This window comes from Pseudosporangium ferrugineum (assembly GCF_003002065.1).
Classification (GTDB): Bacteria; Actinomycetota; Actinomycetes; order Mycobacteriales; family Micromonosporaceae; genus Actinoplanes; species Actinoplanes ferrugineus_A.
This window is the reverse complement of record NZ_PVZG01000011.1, coordinates 224611-242312: the sequence shown is the minus strand read 5'-3', so window position 1 is coordinate 242312 and position 17702 is coordinate 224611. Positions and strand designations below refer to the sequence as shown.

Below are 17702 nucleotides of genomic sequence, written 5' to 3'. Positions count from 1 at the left end.
TGACGGGGGCTGCGGGGCGTGCGGACGGCGGGGCGACGGCTGGTTTGGCAACACGCGCACCGGCTGCGAGCGGCAGGCGGACGGCGGGGAGGCGGTCAAGGCGCCGGACGGGCAGCGCGGCCGACGGACAGCGCAGCAGACGGACAGCGGGGTTGGCGACACGCGCGCCGGCTCCGGGCGACAGGCGGGCCGCGGGGCGGTGGCAAGCGGGCCGGCTGCGGGCGGTCGGTTGCTCTGGGCGTACCTCGAAGAAGTGAATCTTGGGTGGTTCGGACGAGCCACGGTCGTTGCTTGCGCAGGATTCAATCGTGGATCGGTTATGTCACTTCGCGCGTGGCGGCTTCAGGCGTGCGGCGTGGTCGTGACAGGATGCAGCGTGGCCTCGGACAGCGCAGGGTCCTCGGTTGCCGCGGACACGTACGTCGCGGATCTGCACATTCACTCGCGGTATTCGCGGGCCTGTAGCCGTGATCTGACCCTTCCGAATCTTGCCTGGTGGGCCCGGCGTAAGGGCATCGCGCTGCTCGGCACCGGCGACTTCACCCACCCCGCGTGGTTCGATCATCTGCGGGAGAGCCTCCGGCCCGCCGGCGAGCCCGGGTTGTTCCGGCTGAGCGCCGACGCCGAGAAGGAGGTCGCGCAGCGGCTGCCCGGGGCGCTTCAGGGGAGCGCGCCGGCGCGGTTCATGCTCAGCGTCGAGATCTCCACGATCTACAAGCGGGATGACCGTACGCGCAAGGTGCACCACCTCATCTACCTGCCCGACCTCGAGGCGGCCGCCCGGTTCAACACCGCGCTGGGGCGGATCGGCAACCTGACCGCCGACGGCCGGCCGATCCTGGGGCTCGACTCGCGGGACCTCCTCGAGATCGTGCTCGAGGCCAGCCCCGACGGCTATCTGGTGCCCGCGCACATCTGGACGCCCTGGTTCTCGGCGCTGGGCTCGAAGTCCGGGTTCGACGCCATCGCCGACTGCTACGCCGACCTTGCCGAGCACATCACCGCCGTCGAGACCGGGTTGTCGTCCGATCCCGAGATGAACTGGCGGGTCTCCAGCCTCGACCGCTACCGGCTGGTGTCCAACTCGGATGCGCACTCGCCCGCCGCGCTCGGCCGGGAGGCGACCCTCTTCACCGGCACGCCCGACTACTTCGCGGTCAAGGACGGTCACACCCTCGCGGGCACGATCGAGTTCTTCCCCGAGGAGGGCAAGTACCACGCCGACGGGCATCGGGCGTGCGGCGTCAACTGGGAGCCCGCCCGTACGCGGGAAGCGGGTGGCCGTTGCCCCGAATGCGGGAAACCGCTGACCGTCGGCGTGCTGAGCCGGGTCGAGGACCTCGCGGACCGCGAGAGCGGGCGGGCGCGGGCGCAGAGCGTCGAGCACCTGATCCAGCTCGCCGAGATCGTGGGCGAGATCAACGGCGTCGGCCCGAAGTCCAAGACGGTCGAGGGGCAGCTCCACCACCTCGTCGCGAACCTCGGCGCCGAGCTGGACATTCTGCGCAACGTGCCGCTCGACGCCATCGGCCAGCACGGCGGCGAGAACCTGCGGGAGGCGATCAGCCGGCTGCGGCGCGGCGATGTGCGGCGGGTGCCCGGCTACGACGGCGAGTACGGCGTCATCACCCTGTTCGACCCCGGTGAGCTGCGCAACAAGCAGAGCGCGCCGCAGGCCGAGACGCTCTTCGACGTGATGCCGGTGCCGGTGCCGCAGCAGCGCCGCACCGAGCCGGCGATCGGGCGCGCCGCCGTGCCCAAGGCCAAGGAGCCCGTACGCAAGAAAGCCCCGGCGCCGCCGCTGCAGCCGCCGGCGTCCCCGCACGAGCCGTTCGAACCGATGCTGGCCGGCATGGAGGAGGTCGGCACCGGCCTGCTCGACCGCCTGGACGCGATGCAGCGGGTGGCGGCGTCGGCACCCGGCGGGCCGCTGCTCATCGTCGCCGGGCCGGGCACCGGCAAGACGCGCACGCTGACGCACCGGATCGCGTACCTGTGTGCGGAGATGCAGGTCTTCCCGCACCGCTGCCTGGCCATCACCTTCACCCGGCGCGCCGCCGAGGAGATGCGGGCCCGGCTCGACGCGCTGATGGGTGAGGCCGCCGAGGACATCACCGTGGGCACGTTCCACGCCGTCGGCCTGACCATCCTGAAGGAGAACGCCAAGGCCGCCGGGCTGGGCGCCGGGTGGCGGATCGCCGACGACGCCGAACGGGCCGCGGCGCGGGAGCAGGCCGGGGACGACGACGCCGGGTACACGAAGCTGCTGCGCCAGCAGGACCTGGTCGACCTCGACGACCTGCTGACGCTGCCGGTGGCGCTGCTGCGGGACGAGCCGGCGCTGGTCGAGAAGTACCGCCGGCAGTGGCAGTGGATCTTCGTGGACGAGTATCAGGACGTCGACGACACCCAGTACGAGCTGCTCCGCCTGCTCAGCCCGGCGGACGGCAACCTGTGCGCGATCGGCGACCCGGACCAGGCGATCTACTCGTTCCGGGGCGCGGACGTCGGCTACTTCCTGCGCTTCGCCGAGGACTTCACCGATGCCCGCCTGGTGCGGCTGACCCGCAACTACCGGTCGTCGGCGCCGATCCTCGCCGCGGCGGTGCAGGCCATCGCGCCGACGTCGCTGGTCAGCGGGCGGCGGCTGGACCCGGCCCGGGTCAACCCCGAGTCGCCCCTGGTCGGGCGGTACTTCGCGGCGAGCGTCGCGGACGAGGCCGACTTCGTCGTGCGTACGGTGGACGAGCTCGTCGGCGGCCTGTCGCACCGGTCGCTGGACTCGGGACGCGTCGACTCTCGCGCGGTGGCGCCCGGGACGTTGTCGTTCTCGGACATTGCGGTGCTTTACCGTACGGATTCCCAGGCGCAGGCCGTGGTGGAGGCGCTGTCCCGGGCGGGCGTACCGGTGCAGAAGCGGTCGCACAACCGCCTGCGGGACCGTGCCGGGGTGCAGGTTCTCGCCCGTGAGCTGCGGCATGCGGCCGGCGGCACGCTGTCCGCCCGGGTGAAGGCCGCCGCCCAGGTCCTCGCCCAGCGGTACGCCGCGCCCACCCTCGACGCCGACCAGCTCGCGCCGGAGGACATCTGGACCGCCGCGGACCTGCTGATGCCGCTGGCCCAGCGGACCGGCGAGGACCTGTCCCGCTTCCTCCAGGAGATCGCGACCGGCGCCGAGGTCGACGCGCTGGACCGGCGGGCCGAGGCGGTCAACCTGCTCACCCTGCACGCCGCGAAGGGCCTGGAATTCCCGGTGGTGTTCCTGGTCGGCTGCGAGGACGGGCTGCTGCCGCTGCGCTGGCCGGGCTCGGCGCCGTCCGACGACGAGGTCGCCGAGGAGCGCCGGTTGTTCTTCGTGGGACTCACCCGGGCGCAGGATCGGCTGTACGTGAGCCACGCGGCGCGACGCTTCCGGCACGGCAGCGAGCGCGAGCAGTCGCCGACGCCGTTCCTGGACGCGATCGACGCCGGCCTGTTCGAGCGGATGGGCGACACGGTCCCGTCCCGCCCGAAGGACCGCCAGCTGCGCCTTCTCTAGCCCCGACCCCTGCTCGGCCGCCGGCGGCCGAGCAGGGTCACACGGCCGGGCCGAGCGCCGCGGCGGGTCGCCGTCAGGCGGTCAGGGCCAGGCCGAGCACGGCGCCGGCGAGCAGGGCGGGGCCCAGCGGCAGCGCGGTGCGGCGTCCCGCGCGCCGGGTGACCAGCAGCACCACGGCCACCGGCCCGTTGATCAGGTGGGGCGCGGCCAGACCGGCCGCCACCGCCGGCCAGCCGGCGAAGCCGAGGACGAACCCCAGGACGGTGGCCAGCTTCACGTCGCCCAGACCCAGGCCGTCGCCGGGCAGGAGGGCGAGGATCGCGTACGCCGTCCCCGCCAGCACCGCCGCGACGACCGCCCGCCCGAGCCGCCCCGGCTCCCCGGCGAGCAGCGCCCCGGCGGCCAGCGGGAGCACCGTGCCGGCCGCCAGCGCGCCGACCAGGGGATCGGGCAGGCGCAGGCAGCGCAGGTCGATCATGGCCAGCAGCAGCCCGAGGACCGTCGCGGGCAGCAGGACCAGGAGCAGCGGCGACGGGCCGATCGTGGCGCCCAGTATGCCCGAGGCGAGGGCGCCCGCGAGCACTGTCCACAGCGGGGCTGCTGTGCACGGGCACGCTGCTCCCGCGCGTACCCAATCGGGAAAGGGCGTGTCGCAGTGAGCGCAAGCGGACCGGGGTGGTGTGCCTCGGGGGACGGCGAGGCGCTCGGCGATGCGGGGGAGGAAGGCGGCCGCGGCGCCGCCGGACACGGCCGAGCAGGCGGCCACCGAGAGGGACATGGGCCGCAACGGTAGCCGGGGCGGGGGTGATCCGGCGCGTCTTGTTACCGACAGGTCGGGCTGGTCGGCGCGATTCCGGGAGGGATGGCGCGGGAGGTCCACGCTACGGTGGCGTACAGCGAATCCCGCCTGGAGGAACCCGATGTCGCAGAACGGCCCGTACCCCGGCCAGGGCTGGCAGAACGGTGGCCCGCCGGGGTCCGAGGAGCCGTACACCGAGCCGGCCGATCCGTGGGGTGACGCGCAGGCGCCGGATCATGCGTGGGGCGGCCAGCCGCTGTCCGTGCCGCCGACCGGGACGGCGTACACGCCGGCGGCCTACCCGTCGGGGCCGCTCAACACGCCGCCGCCGCTCAACACGCCGCCGCCGCTCAACACGCCGCCGCCGCTGAACACGCCGCCGCCCTGGCAGCAGCCGCCGATGCCCCTGCCCCGGAAGCGGCGGAACGCCCCGATCGTCGCCCTGGTCATCGTCCTGGGCCTGCTGATCTGCGGCGGCCTCGGCACGACCGCCTGGCTGGTGTCTCGGAGCGGCACCGCCGATGGAGCCTCCGGGCCGACCGTGCCGGCCACCACGGCCACCAACGAGGTGGCCGCCCCCGAGCCGCAGACCAGCGAGGACGCGCGGTTCGTCAAGAAGGGCCAGTGTGTCCGGAACGAGGGCAACGCCGACGACAGCCCCGACCTGAAGATCGTGTCCTGCGCCACCGGGACGTACCAGGTGCTCAAGCGGGTCGACGGGCGCACGACCGGCGAGGCGGACGCCGAGAACAAGTGCGGCAAGGTTCAGCAGTACACGAAGTGGTACTTCTACGACAGCGAGCTGGACAGCCTCGACTTCGTGCTCTGCCTGAAGGAGTATGGCGCCGGCTAGTGCGATCTAGCGTTGATCCTAGATAGCCGTATAGAGGGCTCGCCTAGCGAACTCTAGCTTTTCGGCTAGACGGCCCGATACGGTGCTATCCGTGGATCCGGTCCGGAACCCGTACGCGCCCGGTGCCGGGCAGCGCCCGCCCGAGCTGGCCGGACGCGGCCGCGAGCTGGACGCCTTCGACGTCGTGCTGGAGCGGGTGGCCCGGGGCCGCCCCGAACGCAGCCTCGTGCTGACCGGCCTGCGCGGCGTGGGCAAGACCGTCCTGCTCAACACCCTGCGGTCGGCGGCGATCGGCCGGCTCTGGGGCACCGGCAAGATCGAGGCCCGTCCCGACCAGTCGCTGCGCCGCCCGGTGTCCGCCGCCCTGCACATGGCGATCCGCGAGCTGGCCCCGCACCACCGCAACCCCGACCGGGTGGACGAGGTGCTGGCGGTCCTCAAGGCGTTCGCCCTGCGCGCCAACGACGCCAACGCCAAGCTGCGCGACCGATGGACGCCCGGCATCGACGTGCCGCCCGCCCGCGGCCGGGCCGACTCCGGGGACATCGAGATCGACCTGGTCGAGCTGTTCACCGACGCCGCCTCGCTCGCCACCGACGTCGGCACCGGCATCGCCCTGTTCATCGACGAGATGCAGGACCTCGGCCCCGCGGACGTGTCCGCGCTCTGCGCCGCGTGCCACGAGTTGTCCCAGCTGGGCGCCCCGCTGATCGTCGTCGGTGCCGGCCTGCCGCACCTGCCGGCCGTGCTGTCCGCGGCGAAGTCGTACTCCGAGCGGTTGTTCCGCTACCAGCGCATCGACCGGCTCGACCGGATCGCCGCCGACCTGGCCCTGTGCGCCCCGGCGGCACGCGAGGACGTCGAGTACGAGGCCAAGGCGCTCGACCTGCTCTACGAGAAGTCGGGCGGATATCCGTACTTCGTGCAGGCGTACGGGAAGGCGACCTGGGACCACGCGCCGACCTCGCCGGTGACCGCGGAGGACGTCCTGGTGGCCGCCCCCGAGGCCGAGGCCGAGCTGGCCGTGGGCTTCTTCGGCTCCCGGTTCGAGCGGGCCACCCCGGCGGAGCGGGAGTACATGCGCGCGATGGCGGCGCTGTCCGGCGAGGCCGACAACGACATGGACGCGGCGGTGCCCACCTCGGAGATCGCCGCGTCCCTCTCGCGGCGGCCGGCGAGCCTGTCGCCCGCCCGCGACGCCCTGATCAAGAAGGGGCTGATCTACTCCGGCGAGCGCGGCACGGTCGCCTTCACCGTCCCGCACTTCGGCCGGTACCTGCGCACCCAGCCCTGATGGCAGGGTCAATGTCGGTGGACCCGGGTATAACGAGGCTATGAAGCCCGTACGCGCCGCCGCCCGTGCCATGCTCGGTGCCATCTTCGTCGTCAGCGGAGCCCGCATCGTGCTCAACCCCGACTCCAAGGTCGCCGCCGCCAAGCGGGTGACCGACCGGGTCGGTCCGATGATCGAGAAGGTGGATCCGCGCCTGCCGAGCGAGGCCCGGGCCCTGGTCCGGCTCAAGGCCGCCAGCGACGTGGCCGCCGGCCTGCTGCTGGCCACCGGGCGGTTCACCCGGCCCTCCGCCGCGGTGCTCGCCGCCGGGCTCGTGCCGACGACCATCGCCGGGCATCCGTTCTGGACGTTCCCGGAGCCGGAGCGGACCCAGCACGAGACCCACTTCCTCAAGAACGTGGCGCTGCTCGGCGGGCTGCTGCTCGCGGCGGTGGACACCCAGGGCAAGCCCGGCCTGCGGTATCGGACCAGCCACGCCCTCGGGCGTTCGCAGCGATCGGTCAGCCGCGCGGTCGAGCGCTCCCAGCGGTCCGCGCGGCGCACGGTGCGCACGGCCCGGCGCGAGGCCAGGATCGCCGCCCGGTCCGCGGTCGCCGCCCGTCGCCTCCCGGGTTGATCATCCGGCAATCACCAAACCGGGCGTCGCGCCGTTAAGCGGTCAGAGCACCGAGCGGACGAGCCACGGGAGGTCGGGCATGCCCGCTATGCGGACATCGGCACGCCCCCTGACCTCCCGGTCCGTCGTGGTCGGCCTCGCCTGCGTCGGAATCCTGGCGGCGATCACCACCATCGCCCAGCGGTACGGCTTCAGCAGCCTCGCCCTGGATCGCGGCGCCGCGGCGAGCTGGCTGGCCGGCGACGGGCTGTACGCGTACCGGGCCCCGGACAGCCACCTGGGCACCGCCCTGCCGCCGCCCGCCGCGCTGCTCGTGGCGCTCGCCGCCGTCCTGCCGCTGCCGGTCGCCGGCTGGTTGGTGGCGCTCGCCGGCGTCGCGGCGCTCGCGCTGGCCCTCATCGCCCTGGCCGGCCCGGTCGCCCGGCGATACGGCCGCCGCCGCTGGCCGGTGGTGCTCGCCGCCGGCGCCCTCGCCCTGACCGCCGAGCCGGTACGCGCCTCCCTCGGCCTCGGCACCCTCGACCTGTTGGTGTTCGGGCTGGTCACCGCCGACATCGTGGCGTTGCGCCGGCGGGCCTGCGCGGACCGGCGGGCGCGCTGGTGGCCCGGACGCCCGGCCCCGGCCGTACCCGCGCCCAGGCTGCGCCGGATGCGGATCGAGGGCGGCTGGGCCGGGATCGGCGTGGGCCTGGCCACGGCGCTGGCGGTCACCCCGGCGTTCTTCATCGGCTACCTGGCGGTGACGAAGCAGTGGCGGGCCGCCCTCACCGCCGCGGCCACCACGGCGGCGGCCGCGGCGGGCGCGCTGCTGATCGCCCCGCACGAGACCGTGGCCTGGGCCGGCGAGGTGCTGTGGCGGATCGACCGCAGCGGCCCGGTCGACGCGCCCGCCAACCAGTCGCTGGCCGGCGTGCTGGCCCGGCTGTACGACTCGGCCTCCACGCCCCTGCTGCTGTGGCTGTCGTTCTCGCTGCTCGTCGTGGCGGTGGGGATGATCCGGGCCCGGTCCGCGCACGCGGAGGGCGACGAGGTCACCGCGTTCACCCTGGTGGGCATCACCGCGGCGATCACGGGCCCGGTCACCGGCACGCACGAGCTCGTCTGGGTGCTGCCCGCGGTGCTGGTCCTGCTCGACGAGGCGGCCCGGCGCCGGTTCGCGGCCCGGCGGCCGCCGTCGCTGCGCCCGCGCCGGCCGGGATCGGGGCTCGCCACGGCCGCCGTGCTCACGTACCTGCTGGTCGTGCTCGCCCCGATGAGCGGCCTGACCGACCCGGTGTCCCGCAACTCGTACGCCCTGGCCCTGATCCTGCTGGTCAACGCCCTGCCGTGGCGACCGGGCGCGGCGCCCACCGCCCCGGCGCCGCGCGTCGCCTCCGACCGGCCGGCCATCATCCCGCCGCCGCGGGAGCCGCTCGTCAGGGGCAGTTGACCCATTCCTCGGTGCCGTCGGTGAAGACCTGCCGCTTCCAGATCGGCAGCCGGGCCTTGGCCTCGTCGACCAGGCGGCCGCACGCCGCGAACGCCGCCGCCCGGTGCGCGGTGCTGACCGCGGCCACCAGCGCCACGTCGCCGATCTGCAGCGTGCCGATCCGGTGCGAGACGGCCACCGCGTAGACGTCGGGGTCCGCCGCGATCTCGTCCGCGACCTCCCGCAGCACCGCCGCGGCCGTCGGGTGGCCCTCGTACTCCAGGACCGTCACGCCGCGGCCGTGATCGTGGTCGCGGACGACGCCCTGGAAGGACACGACGGCCCCGGCGCGCGGGTCCGCCACCGCCTTCTCGTGGGCCGCGAGGTCCAGCGCGACGTCGCCGACCTCGGCGATCCGGACGGTGTCGGTGCTGGTCATGGGCGCTCCCCGGGAGACAGCGGAAGGGGCAGGAAGGAGACGAGCTCGCCGGCGGCGGCCTGCCGGTCCGGGCGGACCACGACGAAGCCGTGCGCGCGGGCGAGACCGCGCAGCATGGAGGAGCCGGCGTGGCCCACGGGCGTCGCCCGGCGGCCGTCGGCGTCGAGGGCGGCCAGGGCCAGGTGGGTGAAGCCGCCCCGGCCGGGCACCGGCGCGGCCAGCTCCACCCGCGGCAGCGCCGGCAGGTCGCGCCCGTGCAGGCCGGCCAGGAGCGGCGCGACCAGCGACACCAGGGCGATGACCGCGGACTGCGGATTGCCCGGCAGCCCGGCGAGGAACCGCGGGCGGCCGTCCGGTCCGGCCACCCGGGCGAGCAGCATCGGGAAGCCGGGGCGGACCGCGACGGTGTTGACCACGTACTCGGCGTCGAGGGTGGACAGGGCCGGGTGCAGGTGGTCGACGGGACCGTGCATCGTGCCGCCGGTCGTGCAGACCACGTCGGCGACCGCCAGCCCGTGCCGGATCGCCTCCAGGTGGGCTTCGAGGGTGTCTCGCACCGGGCCCAGGACGGCGCCGGAATCCACGGTGGCGCCATAGCGGCGCAGCCACGCGGGGACCAGGGGGCTCAGCGAGTCACGGACCCGTCCCTCGCCCGGCGGGCCGCTGGTCAGCAGCTCGTCGCCGAAGACGAGGAGGGCGGCGCGGGGCTGCGGGCGTACGGGAATGGTGTCGTAGCCGCAGGTGGCCGCCATGCCGAGCACCGCGGGGTCCACCGGCGTGCCGGCCGGGAGCAGCTCCTCGCCGCGGCGCGCCTCGTCGCCCGCGAGCCGCCACTCCGGCTGGGGCCGGGGGGTGCCGCTGACCCGTCCCTCGGCGTCACGGGCCGACTCCTCGACCCGGACCAGGGCCGCCGCGCCGGACGGGACCATCGCGCCGGTGGCGATCTCGACGCACGTGCCGTCCTCGGTCAGCGGCGGCGGCGTGGAGCCGGCCAGCACCCGGCCGATCGGGCGCCACGGTGCCTCGCCGCGCACGGCCCAGCCGTCGATGCTCGAGGTGGGGAAGGCGGGCAGATCGGCAAGAGCGACGAGCGGCTCCGCCAGCGTACGGCCGTCAGCACCGGCCAGGGCCACGTGCTCCGCCGGCCCCGCCGCCGCCCGTCCGGCCTCGTAGGCCAGGGTGCGGGCCTTGTCCCAGTCGATCGGCATGCTCTGTGCGCTCACCCGTGCAGCTTATGGTCGCCGCCGCGGAGCTGTTCCACGGTGTGGGCGAGGATCGGGCCGAGCACCGCGAGCCCGTCCCGCGCGCCGCCCGACGAGCCCGGCAGGTTCACGATCAGCGTACGCCCGGCGACCCCGGCCAGCCCCCGGGACAGCGCGGCGGCCGGCACCTTGTCCCGGCTGTACGCACGGATCGCCTCGGCGATGCCGGGCACCTCGAAGTCGAGCAGCGGCCGGGTCGCCTCGGGGGTGCGGTCGGTGGGTGTGACACCGGTGCCACCGCTGGTCAGCACCACGTCGACGCGGTCGGCGACGGCCGCGCGCAGGGCCTCGGCGACCGGGGGACCGTCGGGCACCACCACCGGCGCCGCGTCCACCTCGCAGCCGAGGTCGCGCAGGCCGGCGACGAGCAGGGGACCGCTGGTGTCCTCGTACACGCCGGCGGCGGCACGGTTGGAGGCGACGATGACGCGGGCGCGGATCACGGGCGGTCCTGCGGGCGTACCCATTCGCCGGTCTTGCCGCCCTCCTTGCGCAGGACGCGGACGGCCTCGATGCTGGCGGCCGGGTCGACGGCCTTGACCATGTCGATCAACGCGAGCCCGGCGGTCGCGACCGCGGTGAGCGCCTCCATCTCGACGCCCGTGCGGTCGGCGGTCCGCGTGGTGGCGACGATGTCCACCCCGGTGTCGGTGATCGTGAGGTCGACGGTGACGCCGTGCAGCCCGATGGGATGGCAGAGCGGCACGAGGTCGGGTGTCCGCTTCGCGCCCATGATGCCGGCGAGCCGGGCGACGGCGAGGGCGTCCCCCTTGGGCAGGCCGTCGCCGCGCAGCAGGGTCACCACCTCGGCGGTCGTGACCAGGCGGCCGGCGGCGACGGCCCGGCGTACGGTCACCGTCTTGGCCGACACGTCCACCATGCGGGCCGCGCCGTCGGCGTCGACATGCGTCATTTTCGCTGCGTTCGTCACATGGGCCAGACTATCCACCGGCCGGCCGCCCCCGGAATTCGGCGCGCCCGGCATTTGCGCATCGTCAGCGATCCTTCGCTTTGCGTAGCGAATTCGGATTGCAATCCGTTCTACGCAGTGAATTGATCCGCACCACGCTTTGCGGATTCGGCCTGAAGGCACCCGGCGTCGTACATTCATCCTGCTCGCCACGGCCCGCAGCAGGGATTTTACCCCGTTTGGGGCGATGACGACGGGGGCAAGCCTCCACTGCGGAGCGTCAGTAATCCGTCACGGATTCGGCACAAAGTGCGCGCAACTCGCAATTCGTGAAACGAGCGACAAATCATTCTTCCATGCTGGTCGTTCTTTTCCTAACCTCTTGGGCAGAGAACGGCACGGACAGCACGACGAGATTTGTCCCCGGGCCGGCCGCCTAATGGCCGGCCGACGCCATTCACAAAAGCGGAGGTGCGCGATGCGTGAGACCGACTGGGGCTGAGCCCACCAGTTCACCGATGACGGAATGACGGCTCGCAGGGGTGGAGGTGCGACATGAGTGAGACCGACTGGGGCTGAGCCTCGACCAGCAGATTGCTACTCACCGATGACGAGGGATTGACAGCCTGTATGGGCAGCGGGGGACCATGGGTGCATGGGGCGTCCGCAGTGAACGACGCGAAGGTCGACAAGCAGCTCCGGCTGTATGTCGGCCTAGTCGCGTTTCTGGGGGTCTGCTGTCTGATCCGCGCGACCGTGTCGGCACCCGGCGTGCTGGTCGGCGACCTCCCCTTCCTCCTCGCCCTCACCACCATCATCGCGGCGGCCAGCGGCCACTTCATGGAGTTGCGGGTCCGCTCGGACAACCGTCTCTTCTCCGCCACCTCCGGCTCGATCCTCATCGCCGTCGCCACGGTGCCCCTGCCCTGGGTGATCCTCTGCACCGCCGTCGGCGTCCTCGCCTCCAAGGTCCTCATCCGGCAACAGCCGATGAAGGCCGCCTTCAACGTCGCGAAGGACACCGTCGCCGCGACCGCCGGCGCCTCGGCCGCGTACCTCGCCGGCATCCGGCCGGCATCGGACTTCGTCTCCGCGCCGCCGCCGCTCGAGCGCCTGGTCGCCGGGCTGGCCCTGACCGCGTTCGCCTACGCGATCGTGGACGACCTCCTCGGTCACACGGTGCTGGCCCTCTCGACGCGCACCTCGTGGCGCCAGGCGGCCCGCCGCATCTGGGACGTCCAGGCCTGGCTCCGCCTCGTCAACCTCGTGTTCGCCGTGCTCGTCGTGCTGGCCATCGGCAAGGAGCAGCACCTGATCTGGGCCATCGTCCCGGTGGTGCTCGTGGTCAAGCTGACCACCCGGGCGAAGATCCGGCAGCGGGCCGACCTGGAGGCCTGGCGCCGGCTGGCCAGCACGACCGACCGGCTCAACGTGACCGAGCTCTCGGCCGTGCTGCACGCGGCGGTGACGCGTACCCCCGAACTCTTCTCCGCCGACGAGGCCGAGATCCAGCTCGACGACGTCGAACCGCCCCGGATCGTGCGCGGCGCGGCGGGACGGCTGGGCTTCGAGGGCGCCCTGCGCGACGCGCCCACCCGGGTCGGCGCCGTGGTCGAGGCGCGCCTGGACGGCCCCGAGACCGGGAGCATCGGGGTGCTGCGGCTGCGCTTCCGCAAGCCGGTGAAGCTCAACGAATCCGAGCAGTACAAGCTTCAGGCGTTCGCGTCGTCGCTCTCCACGGCCATCGGCAATGCCCGGGCGTACGCGCAACTCAAGCGGATCAACGCCGAGAACGCGTACGCGGCCACCCACGACCCGCTGACCGGCCTGGCCAACCGCCGCGAACTGCTGGACGAGGCCAACCGGATCTTCGGGCAGCGCGCCCCGGACGGCATGTTCGCGATGCTGCTGATCGACCTCAACCACTTCAAGGAGGTCAACGACACGCTCGGGCACGCCGCCGGGGACGAGGTGCTGCGCGCGGTCGCCCGGCGCCTGGAGGACGCGGCCCGCCCCGGCGACCTGGTCGCCCGGCTCGGCGGCGACGAGTTCGCGGTCCTGCTGACCGGCCTGCCCGCCCCGGCCGTCGCCACCCACCGCGCCGCGGAACTGCTCTCCACCCTGGACCGCCCGATCGAGGTCGACGGCATGCAGCTCACGGTCGAAGCGGCCGGCGGCATCGCCCTCGCCCCCGGCAGCGGCGGGGTGCAAGAGTTGATGCGTCGCGCCGATGTGGCCATGTACGAGGCGAAACGCGGCGGCCGCCGGACGGCCATGTACGCCCACTCCCGCGACACCGCGGACGTCGGCCGGCTGGTGCTCGGCGGCGAACTGACCCGGGCCGTCGCGCGGCGCGAGTTCGTCGTGGACTTTCAGCCGATCGTCGACCTGAGCAGCGGCGAGGTCGTCTCCGCGGAGGCGCTGGCCCGCTGGCACCATCCCGAGCACGGCGACCTCACCCCGATGCAGTTCCTGGAGACCGTCGAGCGGTCCGGGCAGTTGCCCGCGTTCGCCGACGCCGTCCTCGACGAGTCGCTGGCCGCGATCGGCGCCTGGCGGGAGGCGGGCTTCGACCTGCCCGTCGCCGTCAACGTGTCGCCGCGCAGCCTGCTCGACCCGACCTTCCCGGCCGCGGTGCTGAACCGGCTCGCCGGCCACGCCGTACCGCCGGACCGGCTCGTGCTCGAGTTCGCCGAGACCCTCACGCTGAGCCAGCTGGAGGTGGTCGACCGGGCGCTCACCGAGCTGCGCGACGCCGGCGTCAAGCTGACCCTCGACGACTTCGGCACGGGCGTGTCCTCGCTCTCGGTGCTGTCCCGCATCCCGGTCCACCAGCTCAAGGTCGACCGCGAGTTCGTGGTCGCGGTCGAGACCTCCGCCGAGGCCGCCGCGGTCGTCCGCTCGACCGTCGACCTCGCCCGCAGCCTCCACCTCGCCGTGGTGGCGGACGGGGTGGAGAGCGAACCGCAGCGGCACGCCCTGTGGGAGCTCGGCTGTGTCGCCGGTCAGGGCCACCTGTTCGCGCGCCCGATGCGCGCCGGCCGGCTGCTGGCCACCCTCCAGCGCGGCTCCGAGGGACGCCCGGGCTTCCTGGCCGGCCCGCTGCACAGGTCCGGATCGGTGGTGCGGATGGCGCGCCGCCGCAACCCGAGATCGCCTCTGCCACACTTGCCTGCGTGAGGGTGCTGCAGCGGATCGATCGTGCCGCCGGCGGCCTCCTCGCGGACGCCGTGCTCTACGGGCTCTCCGCCGTCTTCGCGCTGGTCACCGCGCTGACCTCCACGCTGCTGCCGCACCGCGCCTGGGGCGGCGTCGCGGTGTGGGGCTACGTCGCCGCCTTCCTCGCCGTCGCCCTGCAACTGGGCCTGCGGCGTCCCGCGCTCCGGGCGCCGCTGACCTGGCTGACCTGGGCCGCGGTGGCGCTCCTTCCGCTGGTGGTGCAGGCGGTGCAGCGTTCGGCGGGGCGCGCCGACCGGGCCCAGGAGGAGGTGCTCGTCGTCGAGCACATGGGTGAGCGGCTGGCGCACACCGGCACGCCGTACCTCGGGCCGGAGGCGATCGGCGCGCTGCCCGCGGGGGAGCGGTTGCTGGGCTATGCCCCGTACCAGCCGGGAATGGCCGTGTTCGGCCTGCCCCGCGCCGCCTTCGGCGACGTCTGGTGGACGGACGCGCGGATCTGGTTCGCGGTGGTCACCGCGGCGGCCCTGGTCACGGCCGTCCGCCTGCTGCGTTCCTCCCCGGTACGCGCGCTGCAGTTCGCCACGGTCCTCCCGATCTGCGCCCTGACCCTCGCGACCGGCGGCGACGACCTGCCGGTGCTGGCCCTGTGCCTGCTCGCGCTGGCATGCTGCGCCGCCGGCCCGGCCGTGAGCGGTGCCGGCCCGGACGCGGGTGCCGCCGGCCGCTTGAGTGCCGCCGGCCCGGCCGCGGGTGCTGCCGGCCGCTTCGGGGCTGCCGGGGTGGCCGTGGGCGCTGCCGCCGCGCTCAAGCTCTTCGCCCTGCCGGTCGTGGCCGTCCTGATCGTGCTCGCCTTCACCACCGGGAACCTGCGCCGCTTCCTGCCCGGCGCGCTCGGCCTGCCCGTGCTCGCGCTGCTGCCGGCGTTCCTCGTCGACGGCGACGCCTTCGTGGAGAACGTGATCCGCTTCCCGCTCGGCCACGGCATCGTGACCAGCCCCGCGCAGTCGCCGTTCCCCGGCTACCTGATCGCGGAGGCCGTGCCCGGCGGACGCTTCGTGGCGATCGCGCTGCTCGCCGCGGCGGCCCTGGCGATCGCCGTCGTGCTCGTCCGCCGCCCGCCGGTCACCGCCGCGACGGCCGCGCTCTTCTGCGGGTACGGCCTGCTCGCCGCGATCCTCCTCATGCCGACGACCCGCTTCGGCTACCTGCTGTATCCGCTGGCGCTACTGGTCTGGGCCCCGGCGCTGGTCCTCAGGCAACCCACAGGAACAACGGCACCGCGGAGTGACAACGCCTTGTACCGTTTGTGAGATGCAGATGACCTGTCCCAAGTGTCACGGCGAGATGCGGGTCTACGAGCGCAGCGGCGTCACCGTCGACCAGTGCACCGAATGCCGGGGCATCTTCCTCGACCGCGGTGAGCTGGAAAAACTCTTCGAGGCCGAGGCCAACTGGAACAACCGCCAGGCCCCCGCCAGCGCGCCGCCGCGGCCCGCTCAGGCACCGCCCCCGCCCGCGGCTCCCGGTGGCTACGCGCCTCCGCCGCCCCCGCCCGCCCACGGTGGCGGCTACGCGTCCCCGCCGCCGCCCGCCCCCGCCTACGGCCAGCCCGCCTACCCGCCGGCCGCGTACGGTGGCGCGCCGCAGTACGGGCACGGCGGCTACCACGGGCACTACCGGCGCCAGGGCCACCACGGCCACTACCGCCGCCGGAAGAGCTTCCTCGGCGAACTCTTCGACTGATCGTCGCCACCGGCGTGCGGGCTTCCGAGCCCCACGCCGGCCGCCGCCCATCGCCGCCCGCCGACTCCCGTCGCGCCCAGCAGGGCCAACACGGCGGCCGGCGCAGTGGACGGCGAGCGGCGAAGTGGATCGACCGGCGGGCCAGCCCGATCGACCGGCGGGCGGGCCGGTGCGATGGACGGCGGGCCGGCGCACTGGATCGACCGGCGGGCCAGCCCGATCGGCCGGCGAGCCGCCGCGGTGGACTGGCGGGCGGGCCCGCGCGGTGGGCCGGCGCGGTGGACTCGCGGGTGGGCCGCTGCTGTGCCGACCGGCCGTGGGTTACCAGGTGCCGTCGTCGCGGATCCGCTCCGCGGGTCCGTCGCCGGTGAGCAGGCTGACCAGGCCCTCGTCGAGCGTCTCGCCGAGGAACCACTCCCCGCCCTGATCGAGCGCGAACAGCCGCCCCCGCTCGTCGATCGCCACGATCGCGTCGCCCTTCGCCTCCACCCCGAGGGGGAACAGCGCCGCCCCGATCACCTCGGCGAGTTCGCCGAGCACGTCGGCGGTGTGCGCGGCCGCCGCCGGTTCCAGCGACAGCCACCGGACCTGCCGCTGCGCGCCCGGCACGCGCAGGCCGCAGAAGATGCCCGGAAAGTCCATGATCGCGTTGCGTGCGGCGGGGAACGACCGGTGCGGGAAGCGCCGGCCCGGCACCGCGACGACGTCCTCGATGATGCCGTCGGCCAGGGCCTCCGCCACCATCCGGTGCATCGGCCGCCAGCCCGCGTCGGCCAGCGCGCCCGCGACCTGGTCCGGGAAGCGGCCCGGCTGCGCCACATTCTCCGAGTACGGCCGGAGCGGCTCCACGAACGCCAGCTGCGGCCACGGCACGAGCGCGAAGTCGACGAGCGTCACCAGACACGACTCGCACGGCCGCGCCGGCGCCCCGGCCAGCGGATCGCCCGGCTCCCGCACCAGGACCGCCTCGAACTCCGCCGTCCGCAACCACGCGCGGGCCTCGTCCAGCGTCAATGGGACGGCGCGGAGCCGGTCGGCCTCGTACAGGACGTCGGACAGCACGATGAGCTCGGCGTGACGTTCGGTGCCGCGTACGCGTGAACCGGGTTCCATCGCCCGCAGGTGGGCCGCCACCAGCGGGTGATGGTCGATGCGCTGATCGCCCTTCGCGCCCCGCGCGATGAACAGGCGACCGTCCACGGTCAGGTGCGCGGCGGTCGTCGGCGAGGGCCGGCGCCGGGCGTTACGCCGCAGCTCCACCTCGGGAGCCACGGTCCGCCGCCGGGCCGCCACCTCGGGCTGCTGCTGGCGGTAGAGGTCGGCGACCACCGCGACGGGCACCCCGGGAAACGTCGACACGGCGCCGGTCTCGCGGTCGATCACCGTACGCACACCGTCGCCGGGAATGGGCAGCACGCTCGACGGCTGCTTCGTCCAGACCACGAAGCCGAGGTCGAACTCGCTCACCATGGGCGTGCACTCGTACCCCCGGCGCTCGGACTCGCCCCGCGCCCACCCGGCGGCGATCTCCTCGGCCTCCGCCAGTGTGATCATCGGGCCCCCTCGTGTGCCAACCGCGTGCGCGCTGAAGTTACCGGAACGCACCGCCCCGCGTCGCCCGGTAGGGTCAATCCCCGTCGATGACGCCGAGGGAGGAGGA

General features: G+C 74.0%; 14 protein-coding genes. 8 read left to right on the top strand and 6 right to left on the bottom strand.

Features of this window, described 5'->3' with window-relative positions; translation table 11 throughout:
• Positions 1-319: 319 nt before the first annotated feature.
• Positions 320-3538: a UvrD-helicase domain-containing protein gene (locus tag CLV70_RS23595; RefSeq protein WP_425440204.1), complete on the top strand. Its 3219-nt coding sequence runs from the start codon at positions 320-322 to the stop codon at positions 3536-3538.
• Positions 3539-3611: 73 nt separating this feature from the next.
• Here CLV70_RS23595 and CLV70_RS23590 read toward each other — a convergent pair whose 3' ends face one another.
• Positions 3612-4316 (bottom strand): prepilin peptidase, encoded by a 705-nt coding sequence (locus CLV70_RS23590; RefSeq protein ID WP_245908409.1) that lies wholly within the window; start codon positions 4314-4316, stop codon positions 3612-3614.
• 142 nt (positions 4317-4458) lie between these two features.
• Between CLV70_RS23590 and CLV70_RS23585 the strand changes: the two genes are divergently transcribed.
• The 4 genes from CLV70_RS23585 (at position 4459) to CLV70_RS23570 (ending at position 8529) form a co-directional block, all read left to right on the top strand.
• Positions 4459-5190, top strand: coding sequence for an LppU/SCO3897 family protein (locus CLV70_RS23585; protein ID WP_106128754.1), 732 nt, complete (start codon positions 4459-4461; stop codon positions 5188-5190).
• Between the two features lie 91 nt (positions 5191-5281).
• A complete protein-coding gene (locus tag CLV70_RS23580) occupies positions 5282-6484 on the top strand; it encodes an ATP-binding protein (RefSeq protein WP_106128753.1) in 1203 nt (400 codons plus the stop codon).
• A 40-nt stretch (positions 6485-6524) separates the two neighbouring features.
• Positions 6525-7100 carry a DoxX family protein gene (locus tag CLV70_RS23575; protein ID WP_106128752.1) on the top strand — a complete coding sequence of 192 codons (576 nt, stop codon included), beginning with the start codon at positions 6525-6527 and terminating at the stop codon, positions 7098-7100.
• 88 nt (positions 7101-7188) lie between these two features.
• A complete protein-coding gene (locus tag CLV70_RS23570; RefSeq protein WP_158277808.1) occupies positions 7189-8529 on the top strand; it encodes a glycosyltransferase 87 family protein in 1341 nt (446 codons plus the stop codon).
• On the opposite strand, the gene CLV70_RS23565 is transcribed toward CLV70_RS23570, so the two are convergent.
• From CLV70_RS23565 to moaC, 4 genes are read right to left on the bottom strand one after another with little or no spacing between them, the layout of a single operon-like run.
• A complete protein-coding gene (locus tag CLV70_RS23565) occupies positions 8516-8947 on the bottom strand; it encodes a molybdenum cofactor biosynthesis protein MoaE (RefSeq protein WP_106128750.1) in 432 nt (143 codons plus the stop codon). The two genes, CLV70_RS23570 and CLV70_RS23565, sit on opposite strands and share 14 nt — an antisense overlap.
• Positions 8944-10155: a molybdopterin molybdotransferase MoeA gene (locus CLV70_RS23560; RefSeq protein WP_106128841.1), complete on the bottom strand. Its 1212-nt coding sequence runs from the start codon at positions 10153-10155 to the stop codon at positions 8944-8946. The genes CLV70_RS23565 and CLV70_RS23560 overlap by 4 nt, the downstream gene beginning before the upstream one ends.
• 11 nt (positions 10156-10166) lie before the next feature.
• Positions 10167-10676 carry a MogA/MoaB family molybdenum cofactor biosynthesis protein gene (locus CLV70_RS23555; protein WP_211303850.1) on the bottom strand — a complete coding sequence of 170 codons (510 nt, stop codon included), beginning with the start codon at positions 10674-10676 and terminating at the stop codon, positions 10167-10169.
• A complete protein-coding gene (gene moaC, locus CLV70_RS23550; RefSeq protein WP_425440203.1) occupies positions 10649-11122 on the bottom strand; it encodes a cyclic pyranopterin monophosphate synthase MoaC in 474 nt (157 codons plus the stop codon). The genes CLV70_RS23555 and moaC overlap by 28 nt, the downstream gene beginning before the upstream one ends.
• 627 nt (positions 11123-11749) lie before the next feature.
• On the opposite strand from moaC, the gene CLV70_RS23545 reads away from it, so the two are divergent.
• From CLV70_RS23545 to CLV70_RS23535, 3 genes are read left to right on the top strand one after another with little or no spacing between them, the layout of a single operon-like run.
• A complete protein-coding gene (locus tag CLV70_RS23545) occupies positions 11750-14299 on the top strand; it encodes a putative bifunctional diguanylate cyclase/phosphodiesterase (RefSeq protein ID WP_170148652.1) in 2550 nt (849 codons plus the stop codon).
• Entirely contained in the window at positions 14272-15609 is a 1338-nt protein-coding gene (locus CLV70_RS23540) for a glycosyltransferase 87 family protein (RefSeq protein WP_425440209.1), read from the top strand. Before CLV70_RS23545 ends, CLV70_RS23540 begins: the two co-directional genes overlap by 28 nt.
• Position 15610: 1 nt before the next feature.
• A complete protein-coding gene (locus CLV70_RS23535) occupies positions 15611-16042 on the top strand; it encodes a TFIIB-type zinc ribbon-containing protein (RefSeq protein ID WP_425440202.1) in 432 nt (143 codons plus the stop codon).
• 321 nt (positions 16043-16363) lie between these two features.
• Here CLV70_RS23535 and CLV70_RS23530 read toward each other — a convergent pair whose 3' ends face one another.
• Positions 16364-17596 carry an SUKH-3 domain-containing protein gene (locus CLV70_RS23530; protein WP_106128746.1) on the bottom strand — a complete coding sequence of 411 codons (1233 nt, stop codon included), beginning with the start codon at positions 17594-17596 and terminating at the stop codon, positions 16364-16366.
• Positions 17597-17702 lie beyond the last annotated feature (106 nt).

Coding starts and splice junctions, on each gene's coding strand:
- CLV70_RS23595 (WP_425440204.1), top strand. CDS start 320: ATGTCACTTCGCGCGTGGCGGCTTCAGGCGTGCGGCGTGGTCGTGACA.
- CLV70_RS23590 (WP_245908409.1), bottom strand. CDS start 4,316: ATGTCCCTCTCGGTGGCCGCCTGCTCGGCCGTGTCCGGCGGCGCCGCG.
- CLV70_RS23585 (WP_106128754.1), top strand. CDS start 4,459: ATGTCGCAGAACGGCCCGTACCCCGGCCAGGGCTGGCAGAACGGTGGC.
- CLV70_RS23575 (WP_106128752.1), top strand. CDS start 6,525: ATGAAGCCCGTACGCGCCGCCGCCCGTGCCATGCTCGGTGCCATCTTC.
- CLV70_RS23570 (WP_158277808.1), top strand. CDS start 7,189: ATGCGGACATCGGCACGCCCCCTGACCTCCCGGTCCGTCGTGGTCGGC.
- CLV70_RS23565 (WP_106128750.1), bottom strand. CDS start 8,947: ATGACCAGCACCGACACCGTCCGGATCGCCGAGGTCGGCGACGTCGCG.
- CLV70_RS23560 (WP_106128841.1), bottom strand. CDS start 10,155: ATGCCGATCGACTGGGACAAGGCCCGCACCCTGGCCTACGAGGCCGGA.
- CLV70_RS23555 (WP_211303850.1), bottom strand. CDS start 10,676: ATGGGTACGCCCGCAGGACCGCCCGTGATCCGCGCCCGCGTCATCGTC.
- moaC (WP_425440203.1), bottom strand. CDS start 11,122: ATGACGCATGTCGACGCCGACGGCGCGGCCCGCATGGTGGACGTGTCG.
- CLV70_RS23545 (WP_170148652.1), top strand. CDS start 11,750: ATGGGCAGCGGGGGACCATGGGTGCATGGGGCGTCCGCAGTGAACGAC.
- CLV70_RS23535 (WP_425440202.1), top strand. CDS start 15,611: ATGCAGATGACCTGTCCCAAGTGTCACGGCGAGATGCGGGTCTACGAG.
- CLV70_RS23530 (WP_106128746.1), bottom strand. CDS start 17,596: ATGATCACACTGGCGGAGGCCGAGGAGATCGCCGCCGGGTGGGCGCGG.